This is a genomic window from Companilactobacillus futsaii JCM 17355 (genome assembly GCF_001435505.1).
Classification (GTDB): domain Bacteria; phylum Bacillota; class Bacilli; order Lactobacillales; family Lactobacillaceae; genus Companilactobacillus; species Companilactobacillus futsaii.
The window spans coordinates 45937-71219 of the sequence record NZ_AZDO01000146.1; the positions used below are offsets into that span (position 1 = coordinate 45937).

A 25283-nucleotide genomic window follows, 5' to 3' on the forward strand; every position below is an offset into this window, starting at 1 on the left:
AAATAATATTTTTATAGGGGGTTTTGGTAATGAAGAAGAACTTCTGGAAACGCTTTGGAAAGCGTATAGCAGTTGTTGCTCTGGCAGCCAGTGCAGCGTTTATGCTGGCAGCGTGTGGTAACAGTTCATCCTCAGGTAAGGATGTTAAGATCACAATTCTTCAAGGAAAGGTTGAGAACAACAAGCAATTCAAACAAATTGCTAAGGATTATGAAAAGTCACATCCACATGTAAAGATTGAAGTTACATCAATCGGTGGTGGTACTCAATATGATCCAGTTCTAAAGACCAGAATTTCATCTGGTAATGCACCAACAATCTTCAGTTTGGCTGGTCCAGCTGATGTGCAACAATTCAAAGCACATGAAGCAGATTTGTCAAATACAAAGGCAGCAAAGGCTGCACAACCTGGTACTTTGGACGCTGTTAAGACTAATGGTAAGACCGTTGGACTTCCATTCAACGTTGAAGGTTATGGTTTAGTTTATAACAAGCAAGTCTTCCAAAAGGCTGGTATTGATCCAAACAGTTTGACAACTATGGATAAACTTGAAGCAGCTATCAAACAAATTGATGCACAAAAGAGTGAATTAGGTATCAAAGGCGTCTTTGCTACACCTGGTAAAGAAGCTTGGGTATTCTCAGATCACTTGGCAAACCTATACATTGGTCAAGACTTCAATGGTAACGCTTTGAAACTTTACAAATCAAAGAAGATGCCATTCACAAAGGCTAATGATATGAAGACTATGATTGATCTTGAAAAGACTTATTCTATCCAACCAATCATGCAACTAGATTACTCAGCACAAGTTAACCAATACTTCTCACAAGGTAAAGTTGCTATGATTCAACAAGGTGACTGGATCTATCCTACAATCGAAGGTATCGATAAAGACTTTGCTAAGAACGACGTTGGTATGATTCCTATTCCTGTACCTGGTCAAGAAGGCAAGATGCCTGTCGGTACTTCACTATACTGGGCAGTTAATAGTAAGAAATCAACACAAGAACAAAAAGCTGCTAAAGACTTCTTAGACTGGATGTACACATCTAAGGAAGGTAAGAAACAAGTTGTAAACAAGTTGCACTTTGTACCTGCTTACAAGGGTTACGATAACTTTAAGATGAGCGATCCATTGACAACATCAGTCTTTGAATACTCACAAAATCACAAGACAACAGGCTGGGCATTCCCAGGATACACTGGTACTTCATGGGATCCAGATGTTGCACAACCAAATCTACAAAAGTACTTATCAGGCAAACAAAGCTGGGATAAGACAGTTCAAAATATGAAAGATGGTTGGGCAAAACAACAAAAATCATCTAACTAAAAGTAACAAAAGAGGGCAATGAATATGAAAAATAGAAGTCTTTCGTTTTGGCTATTTTTAACACCAACCCTCATTGCGTTAGCTTTGGTAGTATTTATTCCGGTAATTGAAGGATTGTTTTACTCATTTACTGATTGGGACGGTTTAACTTTTACCAAGATGGTAGGATTTCAAAATTACATAACATTGTTCCACGATAAGGCGTTTATTAACGCCTTTTGGTTTACAGTGGGGTTTGTAATTGTCACTGTCATTATGCTGAACGTAATAGGCTTGGGCTTAGCATTATTAGTAACACAAAAATTCAAGGGAAATAATTTCTTACGTACCGTTTTCTTTATGCCAAATATGATTGGTGGTTTAATTTTAGGTTTCATCTGGCAATTTATTTTTACTCAAGGTTTCCAAGCTTTAGGTAATGCCTTGCATATGCATTGGCTATTGAATTGGCTAACAAATGAAACAACTGGTTTCTGGGGACTAGTTATTGTTACAGTATGGCAAATGAGTGGTTACATCATGATCATCTACATCGCTTACCTACAAAACATCCCTAATGAAATCATCGAAGCTGCAAAGATCGATGGAGCTTCAGCATGGCAACGTTTCACAAAAATCACGTTCCCAATGATTGCTCCTGCATTTACAGTTTGCATGTTTTTAACTTTATCAAATGGTTTTAAGATTTATGATCAAAACTTGTCATTGACAAATGGTGGTCCTTACAATTCAACACAAATGTTAGCGATGGATATTGTTAATACCGCTTATAACTCAGCTAACTTCTCCTTGTCAGAGGCTAAAGCTATCGTGTTCTTCGTAATTGTTGCTGCTATTTCACTATTGCAAGTTGCTTATAACCGTAAGAGGGAGGCTGATCTCCATTGAAAACAAAAAGTAGAACCGTTATTGGAATTGTCGGACTCTTGTTAGGTATCTTATGGTTGTTCCCATTTTATTTGATCGTATCAAATTCATTTAAGACACCAAAAGGTATCTTTGCATCAGTTTTATCATTGCCACATCCAAGTACAACTGATAACTATGTTAATTCGTTCCAAGCTTTACACTTTATCGCTTCGTTAACGAATTCATTGATTATTACAGTCTGCAGTGTATTGGTCATCATTTTAGCTTCATCAATGGCCGCATATGCTCTGCAAAGAAATCATAGTAAATTGAGTAGTGGATTGTTGTTGCTATTCATCTCCGCTATGTTGATTCCTTTCCAATCAGTTATGATTCCTTTGACAGCTAACTTCGGTGCTGTACATTTTCTTAACATGTGGGGACTTGTCGTTATGTATCTAGGATTTGACTGTAGTTTGTCAGTCTTCTTGTATCAGGGTACATTATCAAGTATTCCTATCGCAATGGATGAATCAGCTGAACTAGAAGGGGCAAGTCGTTGGCAGATCTTTACTAAAGTTATCTTCCCAATGCTCAGTCCTATCACAGTTACTGTAGCAATCCTAAATATCATTGCTATCTGGAACGATTATCTATTGCCATCACTAGTATTGCCTCAAGCGCAATACACAATTCCACTTCAAATGTTTAATTTCTTCGGTGAATACACAAAGCAATGGCACTTAGCCTTGGCTGGTATCACTATTTCCATCATTCCGGTCATCCTATTTTATCTATTCGCACAAAAATGGATCATCAAGGGTGTTACCGATGGTGCTGTTAAGTAATTAAAGAAAGGACAGATTATTGTGATCAATCTCAAATCGAAAAACGGACAAAGATTAATGGCTAGTGGTAACTGGCTTTGGTCATTGTTTACCATTAATTTCTCATTCTTTATCATCAATTTTCCAGTGATATTGACAGCAATTATCTTGTTCAGTTTGAAGTTTTCAACAACCTATACGGTACTTCTAGTAATCGTGTGGTTGATGTTATCAGTTTTTACAATTCCTGGATTAGTTGCAAGTTATGCAGCAGTTCAAGAATGGCAATTAAATGGTAGTGTAAGTTTTTTCAAATATTTTTTTAAAAAATGGTTTGATTTTCAGAAAAACTATCTTCTCAACTTTGGTTTAGGTTTTGTTGCAAGTTTGTTTATTTTATTAAATAAAATTGCAATGGGAAGCACGCAATGGCATGTAGCAGTAATGATCTTAACGTTCGTTTACTTCATGGCTTTAGTTGCTGCTAGTTTCCAATTAGCAACGAATAAGTTTGAGAGTACTTTGACTCTATTCGTTGAAAAGCCTTTACCAATTATAATCTCAGTAATAGTATTTTTAATCTTGATATTGTTGAATTTCGTTTTGCAGTTGGCCTTCTTGAGTGTAATCTGTAGTGTCTCGCTTGCAACGTATGTCTCATACAGATTATTAGGTGGTCAAGTAGCCAAAAAGGATTGACTTTGGGTGTGGAGGACACATCTAGATTGATTAGTAAGATTAAACTTATTAGTTAACTGGAAGTCAAAAAATAAAAGGAGCGTTAAGAATGGTAAAAATTAATTTGGAACACATTTACAAACGCTATCAAGGTAATACTGACTATTCAGTTAGTGATTTCAACCTAGACATTAAAGATGGTGAGTTTATTGTCTTCGTTGGACCTTCCGGATGTGGTAAATCCACCACATTACGTATGATAGCGGGACTAGAGGATATTACTAAAGGTGACTTTAAGATGGACGGCAAGGTCATGAATAAGGTTCAACCAAAAGATCGTGATATCGCGATGGTTTTCCAAAACTATGCCTTGTATCCACATATGACAGTCTTTGATAATATGGCTTTTGGTTTAAATATTCGTAAAAACGATAAGGAAGATACTAAGAAACGGGTTGAAAACGCCGCTAAAATCTTAGGATTGACACCATATTTGAAACGTAAACCAGCTGCTCTATCAGGTGGTCAAAGACAACGTGTTGCCTTAGGTCGTGCCATTGTCCGTGATGCGAACTTGTTCTTACTTGATGAACCATTGTCAAACTTGGATGCTAAGTTGAGAGTTCAGATGCGTACTGAAATCGCTCAATTGCATCAACGTTTGGGACGTAACTTTATCTATGTTACTCACGACCAAGTCGAAGCTATGACTATGGCTGATCGTATCGTCATCATGAGTGATGGTAAGATTCAACAAGTTGGTAGTCCTTCTGAATTGTACAGTAAGCCAGAAAATAAATTCGTTGCTGGATTCATTGGTTCACCAGCTACTAATTTCTTCGATGTCAAAATTGAAGATGGCAAAATTGTAAATGACGGTGGTATCAACATCGCTATTCCTGAAGGTCAATACAAAGTACTTCAACAAAAAGGTTACGTCGGCAAGGAAGTTACTTTTGGTATTCGTCCAGAAGATATTCATGCCGAAGAAGTTGCAATTCAAGCTTTCCCTGATGCCATAATTAATGCTAAGATTCAAGTTTCCGAATTGCTAGGTGCTGAATCAATCCTTTACTCTAATCTCGGTGGAACTGACTTTATTGCAAAAGTTGATGCACGTGATCATAGACAACCTGGCGATAACGTTCAAATGGCTTTTGAAATGACAAAAGCACATTACTTTGACAAAGATACAGAAGAAACAATTCTTTAAGGATTATAAAAGGTAATTAGGTGTTTACCTAATTGCCTTTTTTTATAGGAGGTGTCAAAATGCAAAGGATTTTTGAAGTTAGTCCTTGGAATGTTTTAACCCACAATTTAGATAAAGAAAACAAGCGACTCCAAGAAAGTATTACGAGTCTAGGTAACGGATACATGGGGATGAGAGGTAATTTCGAAGAAGATTATTCAGGGGATAGTCTTCCTGGAATTTACTTAGCAGGGGTTTGGTTCCCCGATAAAACACGTGTCGGTTGGTGGAAGAATGGTTATCCTAAGTATTTTGGAAAGGTCATTAATGCCGTCAACTTCATTAAAATGAATTTCTTGATCGATGGATCAAAACTAGATTTAAATAAAGATTCAATCAGTGATTTCACATTAGATTTAAATATGAAAGATGCCACTTTATCGAGATCTTTTATCGTTGACAAAGATGGTAAAAAGATCAAATTTAATTTTGTAAGATTTTTAAGTGCTGCTCAGAAGAATTTGTCAGTTCAAAAAGTAACTTTTGAGAACCTTTCTGATCAAAATGTCACTATTAAAGTCATCTCAAGTATTGATGCTGATGTAAAAAATGAAGATGCTAACTACGACGAACGTTTCTGGCAAGTTCTAGAAATTAACGAAGATTATTTGATTGCCAAGACTAAGCCTAATGACTTTGGTACGCCGAGATTTACTTCGGGGATGGATGCCAAATATGTAACTGACTTAGATGAAGTTGATCAAAAAGTTACCGATATTGAGACAAGCAAAATTTTCCAAAAGACTTTGAAGCCAAAAGAAGTTAAAAGCATTGAAAAACGTGTCGTTGTTTTAACATCACGTGATTATGAAACGGTTGACGATTTAAGAGATGCCCTTGAAGCAGTTAGTGCCAAAACTACTAAGTTCTCTTATGAACAATTACTCAGTGAACACAAAAATGTTTGGGACCAACGTTGGAGCCAATCAGATATTAAAATTGACGGCGATATTGATGCTCAACAAGGCATGCGTTTCAATCTCTTCGGTTTATTGACGACATATTCTGGTGAAGATTCTCGTTTGAACATTGGACCAAAAGGCTTCACTGGTGAAAAATATGGTGGTGCTACTTATTGGGATACCGAAGCCTTTTGTATTCCAGTTTACTTAGGTATCACTCAACCAGATGTTTCAAGAAATCTCTTGATGTATCGTTATAACCAATTAGACGGTGCCTACGTCAATGCTAAAGAACAAGGCTTAAAGGGTGCTTTGTTCCCAATGGTTACTTTCAACGGAATTGAATGCCATAACGAATGGGAAATTACCTTTGAAGAAATTCACCGTAACGGCGATATAGCCTTTGCTATTTATAACTATACTCGTTATACCGGTGATAAATCCTTTGTTCTCAATGAAGGCAGCAAGATTCTAACAGAGATTTCTCGTTTCTGGGCTGATCGAGTTGACTACAGCAAGCGTCATGACCGTTACATGATCTTTGGCGTTACCGGACCAGATGAATATGAGAATAACGTTGATAATAACTGGTACACGAACTTCTTAGCTAAGTGGACCTTGAAGTATACGTTGCAAATTCTCGGCGAAGTTTCAGAAGAACAATTTGATAAGCTAGCTGTTTCTAAGGCTGAAATGGATCAGTGGCAAGACATCATCGATAAGATGTATCTACCTTATGATGAAGATTTGGGTATCTTCGTTCAACATGATGGTTACTTGAATAAGAATCATGATCCCGTTTCAACTATTCCAAGTGATCAATTGCCAATCAATCAATATTGGTCATGGGATAAAATCTTACGTTCGCCATATATCAAACAAGGTGATGTTCTCCAAGGGATTTGGGACTTCATCGACGACTTCAGTGAACGTGAAAAGAAACGTAACTTTGATTTTTATGAACCAATGACAGTCCATGAATCAAGTCTTTCCCCAGCAATTCACTCTGTTTTAGCTGCTGATCTTCACTACGAAGAGAAAGCGGTTGCATTATATGAGAGAACCGCTAGACTAGACTTAGACAATTATAATAACGACACCGCGGATGGTTTACACATTACTTCGATGACTGGTGGTTGGCTAGCAATGGTTCAAGGATTTGCCGGTATGCGAGTAGCTGATGATGGAACGTTAAGTTACAAGCCTTTCTTGCCTAAGAAATGGAACAGTTATTCATTTAGACAAGTCTTTAGAAATCGTGTAATTGAAGTGTCTGTTTCAAGTGATGGACCACAATTCAGATTGATTTCTGGTGAACCATTACAGATTCAAGTTTACGGTAAGCCACAAATGCTTAAATAATTGTAAAAAATAAAGGTGTCTGGATAATTTTATTCAGGCACTTTTTTATCAAAGGAGAATAGTATGGTTAAATTTGAACAAATTAAAGGTTTTATCTTCGATCTGGATGGCGTGATTGCTAATACGTCACTTTATCATGGCAAAGCTTGGCATCAATTGGCTGATGAATTGGGTGTTACTTGGACTGAAGATTTGGCTAACCAATTAAAAGGGGTCGCCAGAATGGATTCCTTGAATTTAATCCTTAAAGCTGGTGGCAAAGAAAATGACTACACGCAAGCTGAAAAGGAAAAGTTAGCTGCTAAGAAAAACGATAACTATTTAGGATTGTTAGATTCTTTGAGTCAAGATGATATTTTGCCAGGAATGAAGGAATTTATCGAAGATTTATCAGCTCATCACTATTTGATTTCTTTGGCTTCTTCTTCAAAAAATTCACCAATCGTCTTGAAAAAATTAGATTTAGCCAAATACTTTGATGGAAAAGTTGATCCAGCCACTTTGACTCATGGAAAGCCTGATCCAGAAATTTATACTCGTGGAGCTGAGGTCTTAAACCTAAAACCTGAGGAATGTATCGGCTTAGAAGATGCAATTGCTGGAATTAAATCAATCAACGGGGCTTATGAAACTTCTCTTGGGATTGGTGATCCAAAGATTCTTAATGAAGCAGATATTAACTTCAACGATACTTCTGAAGTAACGTTAGAAAATATTAAAAAGGCTATGGATTAATTATCTAATCGCAGTATCAGATATTGATTGCACAGAATGGGTAGAAATATGACAGTAACGAAGACAATTTTTGGGGAAATTGGAACTGATCCCGTTTATTCATACAAAATAACAAATAAAAATCAAACTAGTATCAATGTTTTGACTTATGCAGCAACGTGGCAAAACTTTGAAGTGGTTGAAGATGGTGTTAAGCATTCTTTGATCGAGCATTTCAATAACTTGGAAGATTACATTAAAACGCCTTACATGGTTGGAAAAACTATTGGACGGGTTGCCGGACGAATCAAAGGTGCTAAATTTTCGATTAATGGCGTTGATTATCAGATGACACCTAACAATGGCGAGAATGTGATGCACAGTGGTGATCATGGATTACAGAGTCAAAACTTTGACAGTACGATCGATTCAGATAATTCAGTTTTGTTTACTCATACAGTCAAAGGTGAAGATGAATTTCCAGGGATATTGGATGTCGAAGTTCGTTATAGTTTAAACGATGATGATGAGGTACAAATTACTTACAACGCTAAAACTGATCACGACACATTATTTAATCCAACTTGTCACGTTTATTTTGATATTGACGATGAAAATATTCGCCAGCAACAATTGAAAATTAATTCTAAACGTTTTGTTGATGTTGACAACAAAAAAATTCCCACTGGAAAATTACTAGCTACGACTAATGCTTATGATTTTAAAAATTTCAAAAAAATAGGTCAGGGATTAAAACAGCTTAAACCATTGGATAAAGTTGAATTTGATGATGCTTTTGTTGTTGGTAAAAAGGCTGCTACATTGAAGTCTGAGCATCGTGCAATTGATTTATATACTGATAGAGATGGTTTAGTTATTTTCACAGCTAATCCAATTGATTCTACGAAAGCTCAAAATCATGATTTCAGTTCAATTGCTATGGAATTACAAACTTTGCCAGATGCCATTCATCATCCAGACTTTGGAAACACAATTCTACCCGCCAATCAGAAAGTAAGCTACACTAATAAGTATAAATATAGAAAATTAGATTAGAGGGGTTTTATGAGGATAGAACACGTTGGTCTATTTGTACGAGACTTAGAACGAACAGTCGAATTTTATGAAACTTATTTTGAGGCTAGAGCTTCAGACAAATATCATAATCCAGTCACAACTTTTTCTTCTCGTTTTTTGACTTTTCCAGATGGAGCAAGATTAGAAGTCGGTACTAGAGATGACCTGAACCGACATCATGAAAAGGGTAATCCACTCGGCTATATGCATATTGCTATTGCCTTAGGATCAAAAGAAAAAGTTGACCAGTTAACTGAAAGAATAAAAAAAGCTGGCTACAAACATCTAAGTGGGCCTAGAGTGACTGGTGATGGGTACTATGAAAGTGTCGTTTGTGATCCTGAAGGCAATCAAATCGAATTGACAGTTTAAAAAAATTAGACATCCAAATGGGTGTCTTTTTTGTGTCTTGGAATCGTTTTCTTTAAATGGTATAGTTTTAATTGTCATTGTTAATATAACTATTTAATCAATAATATTTAGAAAGGTATATACAAATGGCTAATAATTTTACAACGGAAAATGAACTTAAGACGGAATTGATTAATTTATCGGCAATTTTAGGATTGCCCAAAGGTACCGAAGTTTTCGTCAGCGATATCCACGGTGAATATGATGAATTTGCCCACATTATGCGTAATGGATCAGGAAATACTAAACAAAAAATTGCTGAATTATTTACCGGTCGTTTGTCTAGCGTTTCTCAAAAGAAGTTAGCTTTTTTGATTTATTACCCTTCAGAAATTTTGAAAAGAACGAAAGCTAGTATTGATGATAAAGATGATTTGACGCAGTGGTATATGGATACTTTTAATAATTTAATTGAAATGTTACGTTATACAGCTAACAAATATACTCGTTCTAAAGTTAGAAAAACCCTCGATCCCGAATTTGTTTATGTGACTGAAGAATTACTTTATGCTGATAACAATATGGAAACAAAACAATTGTCTTATCAGAATATCTTGGATGGGATTATTGATTTACAAATGGCTGATGAGTTCATTATTGCAACATGTCATTCTATTCAGCGTTTGGTAGTCGATCACGTTCATGTTATCGGTGATATTTATGATCGTGGTCCACATCCGGATTTTGTGATCGAACATTTAGCTAGACATTGGCAGAGTTTTGATTTTCAATGGGGGAATCACGATATTTTGTGGATGGGTAGTCTGGCTGGATCTAAATTGTGTATGCTAAACCTTTTACGAATTTGTGCACGTTATGATAATTTAACGATTTTACAAACTGCATATGGAATCGATTTACAGAAGATGGTTGATTTTTCTTTGAAAAATTATCAGGCACAAACAGTGTTTTTACCAAAATCGGACACAGGCAAAAAAATTTCTAAATCACAAGCAACAATCGATGGCTGCGTTCAACAGGCCGCTGCCATCATGCAGTTTAAATTAGAAGGTCAAACAATAAAAAAACATCCAGAATTTCAAATGGAGAGTCGGCTTTTATTAGAAAAAATTGATTTTGATCGTCAAACTATCACGATAGATGGACAAACTTATCCTATTCAAGAGGGATGTTTTCAGTTAATTGATCGAGAGGATCCTTATCAATTGACGGAAGATGAAACTGCAATAATTGATTATTTGATGGAACAATTTGCTAACTCAGAGAAGCTACATCGTCATATTAATTATTTGATTGACAACGGTTCAATGTATTTAAAATATAATGATAATCTTTTGTTACACGGTTGTGTTCCCGTTGATAAAAATGGAGAATTGTTGAGTTTAGAAATTGATGGTCATAAATATTTTGGACATACTCTATTTGACTATTTCGATGAAATCATCCGAGAAGCTTTAAAAAATAAAGCGACTAGTCAAGATGTTGATATGATTTGGTATTTATGGACGGGAAAATTATCGCCTCTGTTTGGAAAAGACCGAATGACAACTTTTGAACGTTATTTTATCGCTGATAAAAAGACCCATGTTGAAGTTTTAAATCCTTATTACTCTTTACGTCAAGAAGAATGGTTTGCCGATAAGTTGTTACAAAACTTTGGCTTAGAGAATGGTCATATTATCAATGGTCATACGCCAGTCAGAGTTGGAGAATCGCCAATTATGGCTAATGGGAAAATTTTTGTGATAGATGGTGGAATGTCAAAGCCATATCACAAAACGACTGGTATTGGTGGATACACACTGCTATCAAATTCTTATGGCTTGCAATTAGTGACCCACGAGCCTTTTACAACTAGAGATAAAGCAATCAAAGAAATGACTGACGTTGTTTCGACCAAAAGGGTAATAGAACAAGCTGTAAGTCGAAAAAGAGTCGCTCAAACCGATGTTGGTAAGAGATTAAAGCAACAAAGAGAAGAATTACTTAAACAATTAGCCCGAATAAAGTAACCGATTACAAAAACTTTGCTACAATAGATTATGAAATTATTTAAAAAATCGAGGGGAAAATTCATGCCAGAGTATTTAGTATTTATGGATCTTGATGGAACGCTTTTAACAAGTGATCATAAGCATATATCTCCACGAACTAAGCAAACAATCGAAGATTTACAACAGCGAGGCGTAGTTTTTTACATTGCAACTGGACGTATGTATGAATTAGCTAAAATTACACAAAGACTATTGAATCCTAATGTAAAAATGATAACGTCTAACGGTGCTGTATTTGATGGAGCAAAGGGTCGTGAAATAATTAAACTAGGTTCAGAATCAGTTAAATTAGCTTATCGAATAACGTCCAAATATCAGTTGCCAATGATGCTGTTCACACCAGAAAAAGCCTACTTCACTAGAAAAATTCCTGATTTTATAGCTCAAAATGCTGGTAATTTTGATGAAGATTTTGGCTATGAGGAAGTCGAAAGCTTTTCGGAATTAGAATCAGTTACTAAAGACATTACTAATGGAGTGATTTTGAGTCGTGGCGATATGTCGGAGCTCAATATCGTTCGAGATGAATTGGTCGACAGCCAACTAATGGAAATGTCATCTTCAAGTCCAGATAATTTGGAGATGATACCATTGAGGACGGATAAAGGAACTGCGGTCAAAAGAATTCAACAAGAATGGGGTATTGATTATGATCATACTTTTGTTTTTGGTGATGGAATGAATGACGTTGGGATGATGAAAGAAGCTAAATATTCAGTAGCAATGGGTAATGGCTTACCTGAGGTTAAAAAGGTAGCTAATTTTGTTACCGAAACTAATGCTAAAGATGGTCTAGCTAAGTTTCTAGAAGATTATTTTGTAAAAGAAAAGTAAATAAAAACAGGTTTGATTTCGACTAAGGAATCAAACCTGTTTTTGTTAGATTAGTTTAGTTGTTGGCGAATCCGCTTTTCTTCACCAATAGCGATAATGGCTAGAATAACGATACTCAACACGACTGCCAAATAGAAGACAATGAAGGTATCATTCCAACCATGAAGATTCATTCCAAGAATTGAGAGACCATTTTGTTTAGGGTCAGCGATAGCCGCAAAACCAACTTGAGCCATCAAATCACCGAAAATATAAGCAAAGGTACCTGTCAATCCATCAGAAACATTCAAGGCGTTTTTAGGAACGAAGCTGATAACAGAAACACCAATCAGTAGTTGTGGTCCGTAAATCAACATACCTAAGAAAAACAATGAAGTATTGATCATCATAGGAGTTGTTCCGTAACGATAGCCTAAAACAACGAAGGCCGTTAAAGCTAAACAGATAATCGAAACGACTGCCCGACGTCCTTTCAGAAGATCAGAGAACCAGCCCCAAACAACACTACCGATAATGCCACCTAGTTGGAAGAGCAACAAAGTGTTAGCACCTTGAGCAACAGTAAAGTGAAGTTGTTGAACGGTGTACAAAGGTGCCCAGTTGACGATTCCGATTCTAACGACATAAACAAAGACGTTAGCGATACACAATAGCCAGACCCAAGGACTCTTCATAACAAAGGTCTTAAAAATAGTCCACTTACTCATCTTAGAAGCCGATTGATCAGCTTTTGAGATATTTTCACCAAAGATGACTTCACTAGGGTCCCAACCTAGTTCTTGTGGGTCATCGGCACCGAAGAATAATCCCCAGAAACCGATAATCAAACCAATAATAGCGGGAAAAATAAACATACCACCGACGTTACCACCAAAGAGATGGTTTGCACCCCAAAGAGCAATAACACCAGCAACGGCACCACCGAATTCATGAGAAATGTTCCAAATCCCGATATAGCGTCCACGAGTAGTAGTCGTTGTCCAACGTGAAATGGTAGACAAGGAGGCTGAACCACCAGGTGATTGGAAAATACCATTCAATGACCAGAGGACTAAGATTAATCCGACGGGGGCTTGATCCATTAATAAGGCAACCCCAATGACTAATGTCATAATTGCAGCGAGAATCAAAAGAAATGACATGAACTTCTTAGTATTCTTACCATCGACAACGTAACCTAAGACGGTTTTACCAATCCCATAAGCTAGTGAGAATCCATAACCGATCCAACCTAGTGAAGTTGTAGAAATCCCATCTTTAACTAACAAAGGTTGTGCTGCAGAAAGATTATTCCGGATCAAATACATACAGAAATAAACGAAGAAGACGACCAAAAATGACTTTAAGAATTCACGAAACCAACGACTCTTTTGTTCGTCAATTGATAAGCCCAATTTTTGAGGACGTTTCAGGTCAAAATAATGTAACATAAAAATCCCTCCCCAATAAAAATAAAATTATTTATGACCAAATCGATTATAACGCAATGTAAACTAATCAACGCTGTAATCACGGTTATTCTAGTCTATCGAACCGGTTCCACATCAAATCCCATATACAAAAGTGCAAAACTTGATATTTATAAAAGTATATCAAGAATATAATTAAATCATATAAAAATCATTTACATTCAATTGTAAGCGTACTACACTCAAAGTGTGGTCTTCTTTGTTCATTTAGAAATTATTCGAAATTGACCATGATTTTGTTATAGGGGGAGATAGAATGCAAGTCTATAAAAGACTGAATAGAACGCTTCTTTGGGTTCTAGTAATTGCCTTTTCTATTTTGATTGCAGGTGGATTTTTGATTTTTAAAAACGAAGCACCTAGGCCTTCAAAAATGGTAGATGAATCAGGAACCACTATCGTCACTAAGAAACAATTGCTTTCTGGACAAGCGGTCTATGAAAAATATGGCTTAACTGACTACGGGTCCTATTTAGGAAACGGAACTTATTTTGGTCCCGACTACACGGCACAATCTTTGCACGTTTATATTCAGGGGATGCAAAATTATTATGCTCAAAAACAATACAAAACTAATTTCAAAGATTTAAGTGTTGAAAAACAATCAGGAATTAAGGGAAGAGTAAAACACGAGATCCGTAAAAATCGCTACAATAGTAAAACGGATCAATTAGTTTTGACTACTGCGCAAGTGGCTGGGGTGAATCATTTGACGAAACACTACCGTCATGAGTTTAGAAATAATCCTCACGAAGCAGGTTTACCGGAGAACATGATTCACAACAATACTGATGATTTCATGCAAAATGGTGATAAAATTGACCAATTGACTTATTTCTTCTTCTGGGGTGCTTGGTTGTCATCAACTAATCGACCACATCAAACATACTCATACACTAATAATTGGCCCTATGATTTAGATGCTGGCAATATTATGACTAGTGAGGCTATGGTTTGGACAGCTTTATCCGTTGCGGTATTAGTTGCTGGTGTTGGAGTAGTAATTTATTTCTATAAGAAATATCATTTTGATATGCAATTTAATGAATCATACGCTGATATACCGGAAATTAGGACGGATGAACCAATCAGTAATTCACAAAGAAAGACAGCTAAGTTCTTCTTGATCGTTATGATGATGTTCTTAGTTCAAATTCTTTTAGGTGAGTTGATGTCGCATTATTATGTTGAAGACACCTTCTTTGGTTTGCCATTGCAATACATCTGGCCATTCAATCTAGCGAAAACTTGGCATTTGCAACTAGTTATTTTTTGGATTGCTACAGCTTGGTTAGCAACTGGAATTTATATCACGCCACGGGTTCTTGGTCGAGAGCCAAAACGTCAAGGAATTTTAGTTGATATTTTGTTCTGGGCTTTGATCATTGTCGTTGGTGGCTCCATGTTAGGTGAGTGGGGATCAACACTTGGTTTTATCAATGGTAAATGGTGGATTTTTGGTCATTATGGCTGGGAATACGCTGAAATGGGTAAATTCTGGCAGATTCTCTTCATTATTGGGATGTTCTTGTGGATTTTCATTATGTTGCGTGGTTTCGTACCAGCAATTAAAATCAAAAAGAATCTTCATCGTTCCAGATTACTACAATTATTGATCATTGGTTCCATCGCCATTCCAGCTTTCTATTTGGCATCGCTCTTCATCTTGCCAAATTCACACGTCACATTCGCTGATTACTGGAGATGGTGGATCGTTCATTTGTGGGTTGAAGGAATCTTCGAGTCATTTGCGGTTATCTTGATTGGTTATTTGATGGTCGATATGAAGTTAACAACTATCAAATCAACTATCAGAGCGCTATATTTCCAATTGATTTTACTATTGGGAACAGGTGTTGTTGGTATGGGACATCATTACTTCTGGGAAGGTGACCACTCGATTTGGTTAGCCTTAGGTGCTTGTTTCTCAGCACTAGAAGTAATCCCACTTTGTCTATTGGTATGGGAAGCATATACTCATTATCGTGTTTATAAAGATAGTCATAAAGGCTTCCCTTACAAAGGTACTTTTATGTTCTTAGTTTCAACTGGTTTATGGAACGCCTTAGGTGCTGGTGCTTTAGGATTCTTGATCAATGCCCCAGCTATCAATTACTTTGAACACGGAACACAATGGACTTCAGCACACGCTCATGCTTCAATGGCAGGTGTTTACGGATTCTTCTCCGTTGCTATCATGTTGTTTGCCATTAGACATTTAACTGAAACTAACTTCTGGACTACAAAAGTTGAGAAGTGGATCAAATGGGCATGCATTACAATGAATGTAGGTTTAGCTGGAATGGTCTTCGTTACTTTGATGCCATTGGGTTATTTACAGTTAAAAGATGCTCTTGAAAATGGTTATTGGCACGCTAGACAGATCAGCTTTTATCGTCAACCATTAGAAAATGGCTTAACGATTGCTAGATCAGTGCCTGATATTATTTTCACAGCTGGAGTGGTCATCTTGTTAGTTATCTTCTTCAGAGCTATGTTCCACTTGAAGAAAGCTTCTAAAGAAATCAATCCAGTTGATTACGATATTAAATAGAAAAGAGACATCCAAGTCGGATGTCTTTTTTGTCAGGAGTAATTATGAAAGCAGCATATATCGAAAAAAATGGACCGGCATCAACCATAAAAATTGTTCAATTGCCAGTCCCAGAATTAAAAACAGATGAAATTTTAGTAAAAGTTAAAGCCGTATCAGTGAATTTTGTCGATACTTTTGTTAGAGCGGGAAGTTTTAAAACTAAACAAGCTTTTCCGTTCGTGATTGGACGAGATGCTGTTGGAACAGTCAGTGCGATTGGAAAAGATACTTCTGATTTTCAAATAGGCGATTTAGTTTGGACCAACAGTATGGGGTACGACGGTCGCATGGGTACGAGTAGTGAATTTGTTGCCGTACCTGCAAAAAGACTGTTTCGTGCACCAGAAGTTGATCCAGTTAAATTAGTTGCTTCAGTTCATTCTTCAGCCACCGCCGCGATTGTATTGTCAGATGTACTTCAAGTAAAAAGTGATCAACAAATTTTAATTGAGGGCGGAGCAGGCCACGTCGGGACAAAATTTATCGAATTGGCCAAATCATTGGGCCTTGAAGTAACGACTACTAGTAATCCCAATGATTTTGAGAAATTACAGCAATTGGGAACTGATAAGACATTCGATTACCATAAATCAATCCAAGGTAGTTATGACTACATTGTTGATACGTCCGGAAAGGTTAATTTACAAGACAACTTAGATCATCTGAATTTATATGGGAAAATTGCTCTGATTACAGCTCCAAAAGATAATCAATTCAATTTTCGTGTTCGTCAAATGTACACGAAGAGCCAAAGCATCAATGGATTCGTCATCAGCCACGCTACTTTAAGCCAAATCCAATCAGCGGGCAAGATTTTAAATGATAATTTTGAAGCTGGACGTTTGTTAACTGATGAAATTATAAAAATGCCACTTGATCAAGCAGCAAAGGCCCATCAATTGCTGGAAAATCAACAAACTAAAGGTAAGAGAATTGTCTTAACTATGGAATAATTACTGAAGGATATTAATGATTTCTGGTAGACTAGTTACTTCAAAAATTGGTTTGACGTGACTTTGGTTGACTTTTTTATTCTTGTTATACCAAAGACTGTCAATATCGCTATCATTAGCACCGGCTATATCTGAAGAAAGTGAGTCACCGATCATTAAGAAATCTTTTGGCGGTGCTTGTAGTTCACTTTCAATAGATTCGAAGAATTTTTTATCAGGTTTATCGAAACCAATATTTTCTGATAAGAATATCTTTTCAAAATATTGGTCGATTTTTGCACCAGCAGTCTGGGAATACTGTTTATCGCTAGTTCCGTTTGAAGCGGCAAATAACCGATAAGTTTTATTTAATTCTTGTAGAGTCTTTTTAGCACCGGGCATTAATTCATGTTGTTGGTTTAATACAGCAAAGTACTGTTGATTTATATTGGTAGTATCGATTTTTTTATTGAAATGACGGAATAAGTTTGGAAAGCGACTGTTCATCAGTTCCTGTCGGCTAATTTGTTTTTCTTCCAATTGTTTCCATAAGTAGTCATTCATCTGATACCAATATTGAATTTGTTCATCATTAAAGGGAAAATCGACGAATTCTGACATTTCTTTTAGAGCATTACGTGTGTTGGCTCTCGTATCTAGGATAGTGTCGTCTAAGTCGATTAAGATGTATTTATAGTTCATAAAAACCTCCGTAAATAAGCAAGAATTGTTGTTAAAAATAAAAATCAAAAAAAACAATAAATCAAGTTAATTTTTGATTAAAAAATAGTTACCATGTTAATTTATTAGTACAATCATGTAATTTTTGGTTCATTTTTTAATACCAGTTTTATAATTCTTTTGTTGTGATAACAACAAGAGGGAGATTTGATAATGGTTTTAAAAAGAAAAACGACAATTCTTTTAGCTTTGATATTTTCGCTTTTGGTAGTACTTTTGGGAGCAACTAATGTTAGTGCTGCAAGGACAGATATGGTCGATGTGTCTAACAATAATGGAGCTATGACTGTTGCTAATTTCCAAGATATGTACAACAACTATGGCGTTAAAGCAGTCGTAATTAAAATTAGTGAAGGTACTTCTTTTAAGGATAGTACAGCTGCTAATAATATTGCAAATGCTCAAAAAGCGGGCATGTATATTAGTGGTTATCACTTTGCTCATTATAATAGCGTAGCTAGTGCGATTGCTGAAGCAGATTATGCTGGAAAATTGGCTCAAGCTGATGGGTTACCACAAGGAGCAGTTTTAGCTACTGATGTTGAAAGTTCAGAACAAAGTTCTGTATCTGAATCACAAAATGATGCCGATAATCAAGCTTTCATGACCGAAGTTGCTAAGTATGGTTATCGTTCAACAATTTATACCATGGGTTCATGGGTCGGTAGTGTAATGAATGTCGATACCGGTTGGATCGCATCATATCCATATAATCCTGCTGGACAAGAATGGTACACATCTAATCACGGCTGGCAATGGTCGAGTACTTATACTTTTAGTGGAAGCAGTGGTTATTTTGATGTATCTGAGTTATATGATGATTTCTTTACAACATATCAGTCACCAAATACTTCAAGTACAACCACCTCAACAGATGATTCGGCTGTAACTGATAGTGGATCTACTAGTTCTATAATTGAAGTAGACAATTCTTCAAGTAGCTATGTACCGTTGATGGCTTTACAAGATGACGGAAGTATGACAACGATAACTAATCGTGCTTTAGCAAATAACACATCATGGCAAACTGATCAAACTAAGGTTGTCGATGGAACAACATATTATCGAGTAGCAACCAATGAATGGGTTAATGCCAAATATATAATTTAATTTATTGCATCTTTTCTTTGATTTAAATATAGATATTCGATATACTGATTTTAAACAAGGGAGTAACTTGCAGAAAAGTTGCCTGTGACAAAATCGTCAGCAAGACGTAAGTCTGGTTTTGTCTTAATTAGTGAGACTTGTACGCTTTTTGGCGTGCAAGTCTCTTTTTTTAAACCAAAGGAGGGGTTGGATTTTGAAAGATACTCGATATTATGCACTGGATAAAGCTTCACTATTAGATAAGTTGCAAACTAGTGAAGCTGGATTAAGTACCGACCAAGCGAAAAAGCGTTTGGAAGAAAATGGGCCAAACGCTTTAGCACAAGGCAAGAAAAAGAATTTGTTCCAAAGATTTTTTGATCAATTTAAAGATTTCATGATTATTGTCTTATTGGTCGCAGCGCTGATTTCTGGATTTGTGGCTCAAGAGTGGGCTGATGCGGCTTTGATTTTGGCAGTGGTAATTATTAATGCTGTCTTTGGCGTTTTCCAAGAATCAAAAGCTGAAGAAGCAATTGATGCATTGAAAGAAATGTCGACACCTGAAGCCCATATCAAACGAAATGGTAAACTAGAAACAGTTAGTAGTGAAGCTTTAGTAGTAGGAGATTTGGTTTTACTAGAAGCTGGTGATATTGTTCCAGCAGATATCCGCTTGATTGACTCAGCTTCAATGAAGATAGAAGAAGCCGCTTTGACTGGTGAATCCGTTCCGGTTGAAAAAGAAGCGAAAACTTTACCCGATGAGGACGTTCCGTTAGGTGATCGTAAGAACATGGCATACATGAATAGTAATGTTACTTATGGTCGTGGAACTGGGGTCGTAGTTGGTGTTGGGATGGACACACAAGTTGGTCAGATTGCTGGAATGATCAACAAAGCCGAAGAAACTAGCACACCACTGCAAGATAATTTAAACTCACTTGGTAAAACATTAACTTGGTTGATTTTAGGGATCGCTGCTGTGATCTTTGCCGTTGGTATATTCAATAATCATTCAGGATTGCCTATGAATGAATTAGTTATCAACATGATGTTAGTTGCAATTTCACTGGCCGTAGCTGCAATTCCAGAAGGTCTACCAGCTATCGTTACGATTATTTTGGCTCTTGGAACAACTAGAATGGCTAAGCGTAAAGCTTTAGTTAGAAAACTTCCAGCTGTTGAAACTTTGGGTAGTACGGATATCGTTGCTTCTGATAAAACTGGTACTTTAACACAAAATAAAATGACCGTTGAAAAGTTTTATCAATACGGTAAGTTAAATGATGCTTCATCAAACATTACTGGTGCCGATAAAGTCCTTCAAGTGATGACTTTTGCCAATGATACAAAAATTCAAAACGATGGTACCTTAGTCGGTGATCCAACAGAAACTGCTTTGGTCCAATTTGGATTTGACCATGATTATCAAGTTGAAGATGAATTGAAGAAGGAACCTCGTGTTGCTGAAGTACCTTTTGATTCAGATCGTAAATTGATGTCAACGATTCACAAATTATCCGATGGTAAATTCTTAGTAGCAGTTAAAGGTGCTCCTGACATGTTGTTACAAAGAGTTACCAAAATTCAAAAGACTCCCGATGAAGTTGCTGATTTTACTGAGGCTGACAAAACAGAAATCTTAAAGCAAAATAAATCAATGGCAACTCAAGCTCTAAGAGTTTTGGCGATGGGGTATAAGATCATCGATGAAATTCCACAAACCGTTGATTCAGAGACCGTTGAAAATGATTTAGTTTTTGCAGGTCTGATTGGGATGATTGATCCAGAACGTCCTGAAGCTGCTAAAGCGGTTGCTGATGCTAAAAAAGCTGGTATTCGTCCAATGATGATTACTGGTGACCATCAAGATACTGCTGAAGCTATTGCTGCTCGATTAGGAATTATTGAAGCTGGTGATGATGCAGCAGTCATTACTGGAGCTCAATTGGACCAAATGAGTGACGAAGAATTTGAAAAGAAAGTTCAATTATATTCAGTTTATGCTCGTGTTTCTCCAGAACATAAGGTTAGAATCGTTAAAGCTTGGCAAGATAAAGGTAAAGTTGTAGCGATGACTGGTGACGGTGTCAATGATGCTCCTGCTTTGAAGTCTGCTGATATCGGTATTGGTATGGGTATCACAGGTACTGAAGTTTCAAAAGGTGCTTCTGATATGGTCTTGGCTGATGATAATTTTGCTACAATTATCGTTGCTGTTGAAGAAGGTCGTAAGGTCTTCTCCAATATTCAAAAATCAATTCAATACTTACTTTCAGCTAACTTAGGTGAAGTTTTGACATTGTTCATGATGACTTTGTTAGGTTGGGATATTTTATTACCAGTTCAATTGCTCTGGATCAACTTAGCAACCGATACTTTCCCAGCAATTGCCTTAGGGGTTGAACCAACTGAACCAGGTATTATGGATAAAAAACCTCGTGGACGTCGTTCTAGTTTCTTAGGTGGCGGAATCGGTTCTTCAATTGTTTATCAAGGTATTCTTGAAGGACTAATAACATTAGGAGTTTATGGATTAGCCATCATGTTCCCAGTTCACACAGCTAATGATGCAATGCACGCTGATGCTTTAACAATGGCTTATGCAACTTTAGCTTTGATTCAATTGTTCCACGCATTTAATGTTAAATCGACTTATCAATCTATTTTTAAAGTTCATATGTTCAAGAATAAGATGTTTAATATTGGTGTATTAACATCATTTATCATGGTAGCAGCAACGATTGTTGTTCCAGGATTCAACAGTCTATTCCATGTAACTGAACTAAACTTAGAACAATGGTTGATTGTTTTAGGTGCCGGAGTCTTGATGATTTTAATCGTTGAAATTGTTAAATTCTTCCAACGCCGTGCAGGTAAAAAATAGTACTTATAAATAAAAATAAGACCTCGATATCAAAATAGATGTCGAGGTCTTTTAGTGTATTTTTGATTATTAGTAAATGATTAGCAGATTTGGTCGCCAAGTTTTTCCATTTTTGCACGACGTTCTTCAGCAGTTTCAGGTTTAACGTTTCTCCAGTCAACAACTGAAAGAGCACCATCTAAGATACCTGAGTTGTCTTTAAGAGCCAAGGCATTGTGCCATAGAGAAATGTTAAGACCAGCAGTGAAGAAATCTGTATATTGAGGTTCAGTAGCTAGTTTGTAGCCGGCGTTATTTTCAATCGGAACAGTATATTTAGGATCATTTTCGTTAAGAATAACTAGTTGAAATTTATCACCAATAGCACAGCTACCACCAAGACTTGAGTACTTGTTTGAACCATCATCGGTAGTCAAGATCATTGTGCTTCCTGCTGGTATTTTATCAGCTAAGTATTTTTGTGCATCGTCTTTAATATTAATTTTCATAAATTAAGATCCTTTCCGTTACAATAATTTGAATTGTGCAACACTGATTAGTTTACAATTATTCTCATTACGTACTTTAAGTTACAGCATGTTGTGAATTCTTGCAAACTATCAGCTCAATAAAGCAAAATATATTTTTGGTAATTAGATAAATTAATCACAAACTGATTAACAAATTTGGTCACCAAGCTTGATCATTTTGTCACGACGTTCTTGGTCAGTTTCAGGTTTAACATTTCTCCAATCGACAACAGCTAGTGAACCATCAAGAATACCAGAGTTATCTTTAAGAGCTAAAGCATTGTGCCATACAGAAATGTTAAGACCATTACCTAATAAGTCGGCATCAGATGGGGAAGTCTTAAGATCAAGACCAGCATCATTTTCTAAGTCGATTGTGTAATTAGGATCATCATCCTTTAAAATAACGATTTGGAACTTATCACCGATAGCACAACTACCACCAAGGCTTGAGTATTTATTTGAACCATCGTCAGTTGTTAGAATCATTTTAGCGTTTGTTGGAACTTCTTTATTCTTTAAGTATGTTTGAGTTTCTTTAATATTGATTTTCATTTTATATAAGATCCTTTCGGGAACTAAATTTAATTGATTGCCAAACATTAAGTTGTGTACAACCTTTATTACAGTTAATACTATACCACATAAATTGATTGTGCACAACTTAAATGGCTGAAATAATTATTATATTGTTTTTAAGATTTCTAGAAATACCGTTATATCAATGATAAAGAGGGTATACTTTGAATAAATATTTTTTTGTTATAGGGGGAGAATTATGTCTAAGAAGAAAATTTCTGCGATTATTGCAACAATTGCTTCACTAGTAACGTTATTTTTCTGCGTTACCACGGTCGATGCTGCACGTATGGATATGGTTGATGTCTCCAATCATAATGGAGCTATGACAATCGCTAACTTTCAAGATATGCATAATAATTATGGTGTAAAAGCTGCCGTTACTAAGATCAGTGAAGGAACTACTTATAAGGATGCTTATGCAGCTAATAACATTAAAACAGCACAAGCTGCGGGACTTTATATTCATGGTTATCATTATGCTCACTATAGTAATGTAAACGAAGCTATTGCTGAAGCTAATTTTGCTGCTCAAACTGCTAAGGCCGACGGATTGCCAGCGGGAGCTGTTTTGGTAACTGATGTTGAAAGTACTGAACAGCAACATAACGATCCGGGAACAAATACTCAAAGTAACATTGCTTTCATTAATCAAGTAGCAAAATATGGTTATCGTTCTGATATTTACACGATGGGCTCTTGGGTTAATTTGGTCATGCAAGTCAAAAAAGGTTGGATAGCCGCTTATCCTTATGATGCTACTGATCAGTATTGGTATCCTAATGCTCATGGTTGGCAATGGACGAGCCATTATCAATTCGATGGCAGTTATGGTAATTTTGATGTCTCACAGCTTTACGATAATTATTTTACGAGTTATCAAGCACCACAAACAGTTAGTGTAGATAATAGTAGTAATCAAACTAATAGTAATTCGAAAAATAACGCAATTTCCTCAAAGGGGGTAATTAGCGTAAATAATAGTAATGGTAGTTATGTGCCTTTAGTAGCCATTCAAAATAACATCACAAAGACAATAACTAATCGTGCTTTAGCCAACAATACTCCTTGGGTAACTGATCAAACAAAGACTATCGATGGTGTTACTTATCATCGTGTTGCTACAAACGAGTGGGTCGATGCTAAATATATTATTGGATAAAAATAAACCAATTGGGATTTCCCAGTTGGCTTTTTATTTTACAAAATATTTTTATATAATAGGAAACAAGTTAATGGTGTTGGATCATTTTGATCTAAAGTGACATCAATTTGATCAAAGATTTTAAATCCCTTTTTTAAATAAAACTGATAATCACAATTCGAATCTGTGAAAACATAAATTTGTTGTTGATGGAGCTTATTTTCTAATGCCTCAAGTAATTGCGTACCGATACCCTGGTGTTTGATATTAGAATCAACAGCAAAGAAGGTAATTTCACCGTCAGGCTTGTTTTTCATAAATTGTTTGAGCATTTTTTGATTGGCTTGATCATAAGTTTTTGTCATATCATCGTTATCAAAAAGATTAATTAATTTATTGCCTATGCTGACTGTTAAATTTCTTTTTAAATTGGAATATTTTAATCTTTGAAAATTGACTCTGGCAAAAATGAATCCAACTAATTTGTCGTTTAAGTAGGCTCCTAAAGCAATGGTGGAGTTCTTCAATTCCATTTCCGCAACGATTTTTCCGTAAAAATGCAGGGCAAATCTATTGTTGATGTATTTGTCGAATTGCATGCCAGTAGTAGCGAATTGACGAACTTTTTCGAGTTCTGTAGGGTTAAATTCTTTAATCTGGATTTTAGTCATTTTGGGCTCCTTATTTAACAAGATCGCGCCAATCAATGACAGGAACAGCTGAATCCATCACGCCACCATTGTCACTGAGGACCAAGGAACCGTGTGAAAAATTTAGGCTGAGACCGTCATTAAATAAATATTCTTCGGAAGGGTTTATCCAAATTTTATAACCGGCATTATTGTCAACCAAGATTGAAAATTTTGAATCTGGTTTATTGATAATAATTAGTTGAAAACTATAAACTAAAGCACAAGTTGCACTATTATTTGTTCCGTCGGTCGTTGTTAAAAGTAAATTACTTTTGGTCGGGATTTTGTTGGCTAAATATTTTTTTGCTCGTGGCTTGATATTTAATTTCGGCGAATTTTATAATCAAGTTAGCCACCTTAAGAAAAAATAAATAAAAAAACACC

Annotated in this window: 22 protein-coding genes; 16 read left to right on the forward strand and 6 right to left on the reverse strand. The window is 36.1% G+C overall.

The features are described 5' to 3' along the window. Positions 1–29: 29 nt before the first annotated feature. The 11 genes from FC88_RS12220 to FC88_RS12270 all read left to right on the forward strand — a co-directional run bounded on the left by FC88_RS12220 (position 30) and on the right by FC88_RS12270 (position 12258). Entirely contained in the window at positions 30–1337 is a 1308-nt protein-coding gene (locus FC88_RS12220) for an ABC transporter substrate-binding protein (protein WP_057816013.1), read from the forward strand. Between the two features lie 24 nt (positions 1338–1361). Then, positions 1362–2225, forward strand: a complete 864-nt coding sequence (locus tag FC88_RS12225) for a carbohydrate ABC transporter permease (RefSeq protein ID WP_057816014.1) — start codon at positions 1362–1364, stop codon at positions 2223–2225. Then, positions 2222–3034, forward strand: coding sequence for a carbohydrate ABC transporter permease (locus FC88_RS12230; RefSeq protein WP_057816017.1), 813 nt, complete (start codon positions 2222–2224; stop codon positions 3032–3034). Before FC88_RS12225 ends, FC88_RS12230 begins: the two co-directional genes overlap by 4 nt. 57 nt (positions 3035–3091) lie before the next feature. Continuing rightward, the gene (locus tag FC88_RS12235) at positions 3092–3712 is read left to right on the forward strand and encodes a hypothetical protein (RefSeq protein WP_157060472.1); all 621 of its coding nucleotides are present in this window, start codon (positions 3092–3094) and stop codon (positions 3710–3712) included. 88 nt (positions 3713–3800) lie between these two features. Beyond that, positions 3801–4904 (forward strand): ABC transporter ATP-binding protein, encoded by a 1104-nt coding sequence (locus tag FC88_RS12240; protein WP_057816022.1) that lies wholly within the window; start codon positions 3801–3803, stop codon positions 4902–4904. Between the two features lie 59 nt (positions 4905–4963). Further along, positions 4964–7207, forward strand: coding sequence for a glycoside hydrolase family 65 protein (locus tag FC88_RS12245; RefSeq protein WP_057816024.1), 2244 nt, complete (start codon positions 4964–4966; stop codon positions 7205–7207). 63 nt (positions 7208–7270) lie between these two features. Beyond that, positions 7271–7942: a beta-phosphoglucomutase gene (gene pgmB, locus FC88_RS12250; RefSeq protein ID WP_057816026.1), complete on the forward strand. Its 672-nt coding sequence runs from the start codon at positions 7271–7273 to the stop codon at positions 7940–7942. A gap of 48 nt (positions 7943–7990) precedes the next feature. Beyond that, positions 7991–8977 (forward strand): aldose epimerase family protein, encoded by a 987-nt coding sequence (locus FC88_RS12255; RefSeq protein WP_057816028.1) that lies wholly within the window; start codon positions 7991–7993, stop codon positions 8975–8977. Between the two features lie 9 nt (positions 8978–8986). Continuing rightward, positions 8987–9370: a VOC family protein gene (locus FC88_RS12260; protein WP_057816030.1), complete on the forward strand. Its 384-nt coding sequence runs from the start codon at positions 8987–8989 to the stop codon at positions 9368–9370. A gap of 125 nt (positions 9371–9495) precedes the next feature. Beyond that, positions 9496–11382: a fructose-bisphosphatase class III gene (locus FC88_RS12265; protein WP_057816032.1), complete on the forward strand. Its 1887-nt coding sequence runs from the start codon at positions 9496–9498 to the stop codon at positions 11380–11382. Positions 11383–11445: 63 nt separating this feature from the next. Next, positions 11446–12258 carry an HAD family hydrolase gene (locus tag FC88_RS12270; protein ID WP_057816033.1) on the forward strand — a complete coding sequence of 271 codons (813 nt, stop codon included), beginning with the start codon at positions 11446–11448 and terminating at the stop codon, positions 12256–12258. Positions 12259–12308: 50 nt separating this feature from the next. Here the strand turns inward: FC88_RS12270 and uhpT are convergent, their stop codons facing one another. Continuing rightward, positions 12309–13688 (reverse strand): hexose-6-phosphate:phosphate antiporter, encoded by a 1380-nt coding sequence (uhpT, locus tag FC88_RS12275; protein ID WP_057816035.1) that lies wholly within the window; start codon positions 13686–13688, stop codon positions 12309–12311. Positions 13689–13983: 295 nt separating this feature from the next. Here uhpT and FC88_RS12280 point away from each other — a divergent pair, with 295 nt between their 5' ends. Then, positions 13984–16281, forward strand: a complete 2298-nt coding sequence (locus FC88_RS12280) for a nitric-oxide reductase large subunit (protein WP_057816038.1) — start codon at positions 13984–13986, stop codon at positions 16279–16281. Positions 16282–16325: 44 nt separating this feature from the next. Next, the gene (locus tag FC88_RS12285; protein WP_057816039.1) at positions 16326–17276 is read left to right on the forward strand and encodes an NADPH:quinone reductase; all 951 of its coding nucleotides are present in this window, start codon (positions 16326–16328) and stop codon (positions 17274–17276) included. On the opposite strand, the gene FC88_RS12290 is transcribed toward FC88_RS12285, so the two are convergent. Further along, positions 17277–17957, reverse strand: a complete 681-nt coding sequence (locus FC88_RS12290) for a YjjG family noncanonical pyrimidine nucleotidase (protein WP_057816041.1) — start codon at positions 17955–17957, stop codon at positions 17277–17279. Positions 17958–18149: 192 nt separating this feature from the next. Between FC88_RS12290 and FC88_RS12295 the strand changes: the two genes are divergently transcribed. Then, positions 18150–19106 (forward strand): GH25 family lysozyme, encoded by a 957-nt coding sequence (locus tag FC88_RS12295; protein ID WP_057816043.1) that lies wholly within the window; start codon positions 18150–18152, stop codon positions 19104–19106. A gap of 193 nt (positions 19107–19299) precedes the next feature. After that, positions 19300–21975, forward strand: coding sequence for a cation-translocating P-type ATPase (locus tag FC88_RS12300; RefSeq protein ID WP_057816045.1), 2676 nt, complete (start codon positions 19300–19302; stop codon positions 21973–21975). Positions 21976–22055: 80 nt separating this feature from the next. Here FC88_RS12300 and FC88_RS12305 read toward each other — a convergent pair whose 3' ends face one another. Beyond that, positions 22056–22463, reverse strand: a complete 408-nt coding sequence (locus tag FC88_RS12305; RefSeq protein ID WP_057816046.1) for an iron-sulfur cluster biosynthesis family protein — start codon at positions 22461–22463, stop codon at positions 22056–22058. 168 nt (positions 22464–22631) lie between these two features. Continuing rightward, positions 22632–23039, reverse strand: coding sequence for an iron-sulfur cluster biosynthesis family protein (locus tag FC88_RS12310; RefSeq protein WP_057816056.1), 408 nt, complete (start codon positions 23037–23039; stop codon positions 22632–22634). Between the two features lie 223 nt (positions 23040–23262). On the opposite strand from FC88_RS12310, the gene FC88_RS12315 reads away from it, so the two are divergent. After that, the gene (locus tag FC88_RS12315; RefSeq protein WP_057816048.1) at positions 23263–24225 is read left to right on the forward strand and encodes a GH25 family lysozyme; all 963 of its coding nucleotides are present in this window, start codon (positions 23263–23265) and stop codon (positions 24223–24225) included. Between the two features lie 38 nt (positions 24226–24263). Here FC88_RS12315 and FC88_RS12320 read toward each other — a convergent pair whose 3' ends face one another. Next, a complete protein-coding gene (locus FC88_RS12320; protein WP_057816050.1) occupies positions 24264–24878 on the reverse strand; it encodes a GNAT family N-acetyltransferase in 615 nt (204 codons plus the stop codon). A 10-nt stretch (positions 24879–24888) separates the two neighbouring features. After that, positions 24889–25218, reverse strand: coding sequence for an iron-sulfur cluster biosynthesis family protein (locus tag FC88_RS12730; RefSeq protein WP_083484654.1), 330 nt, complete (start codon positions 25216–25218; stop codon positions 24889–24891). Between the last annotated feature and the right edge of the window lie 65 nt (positions 25219–25283).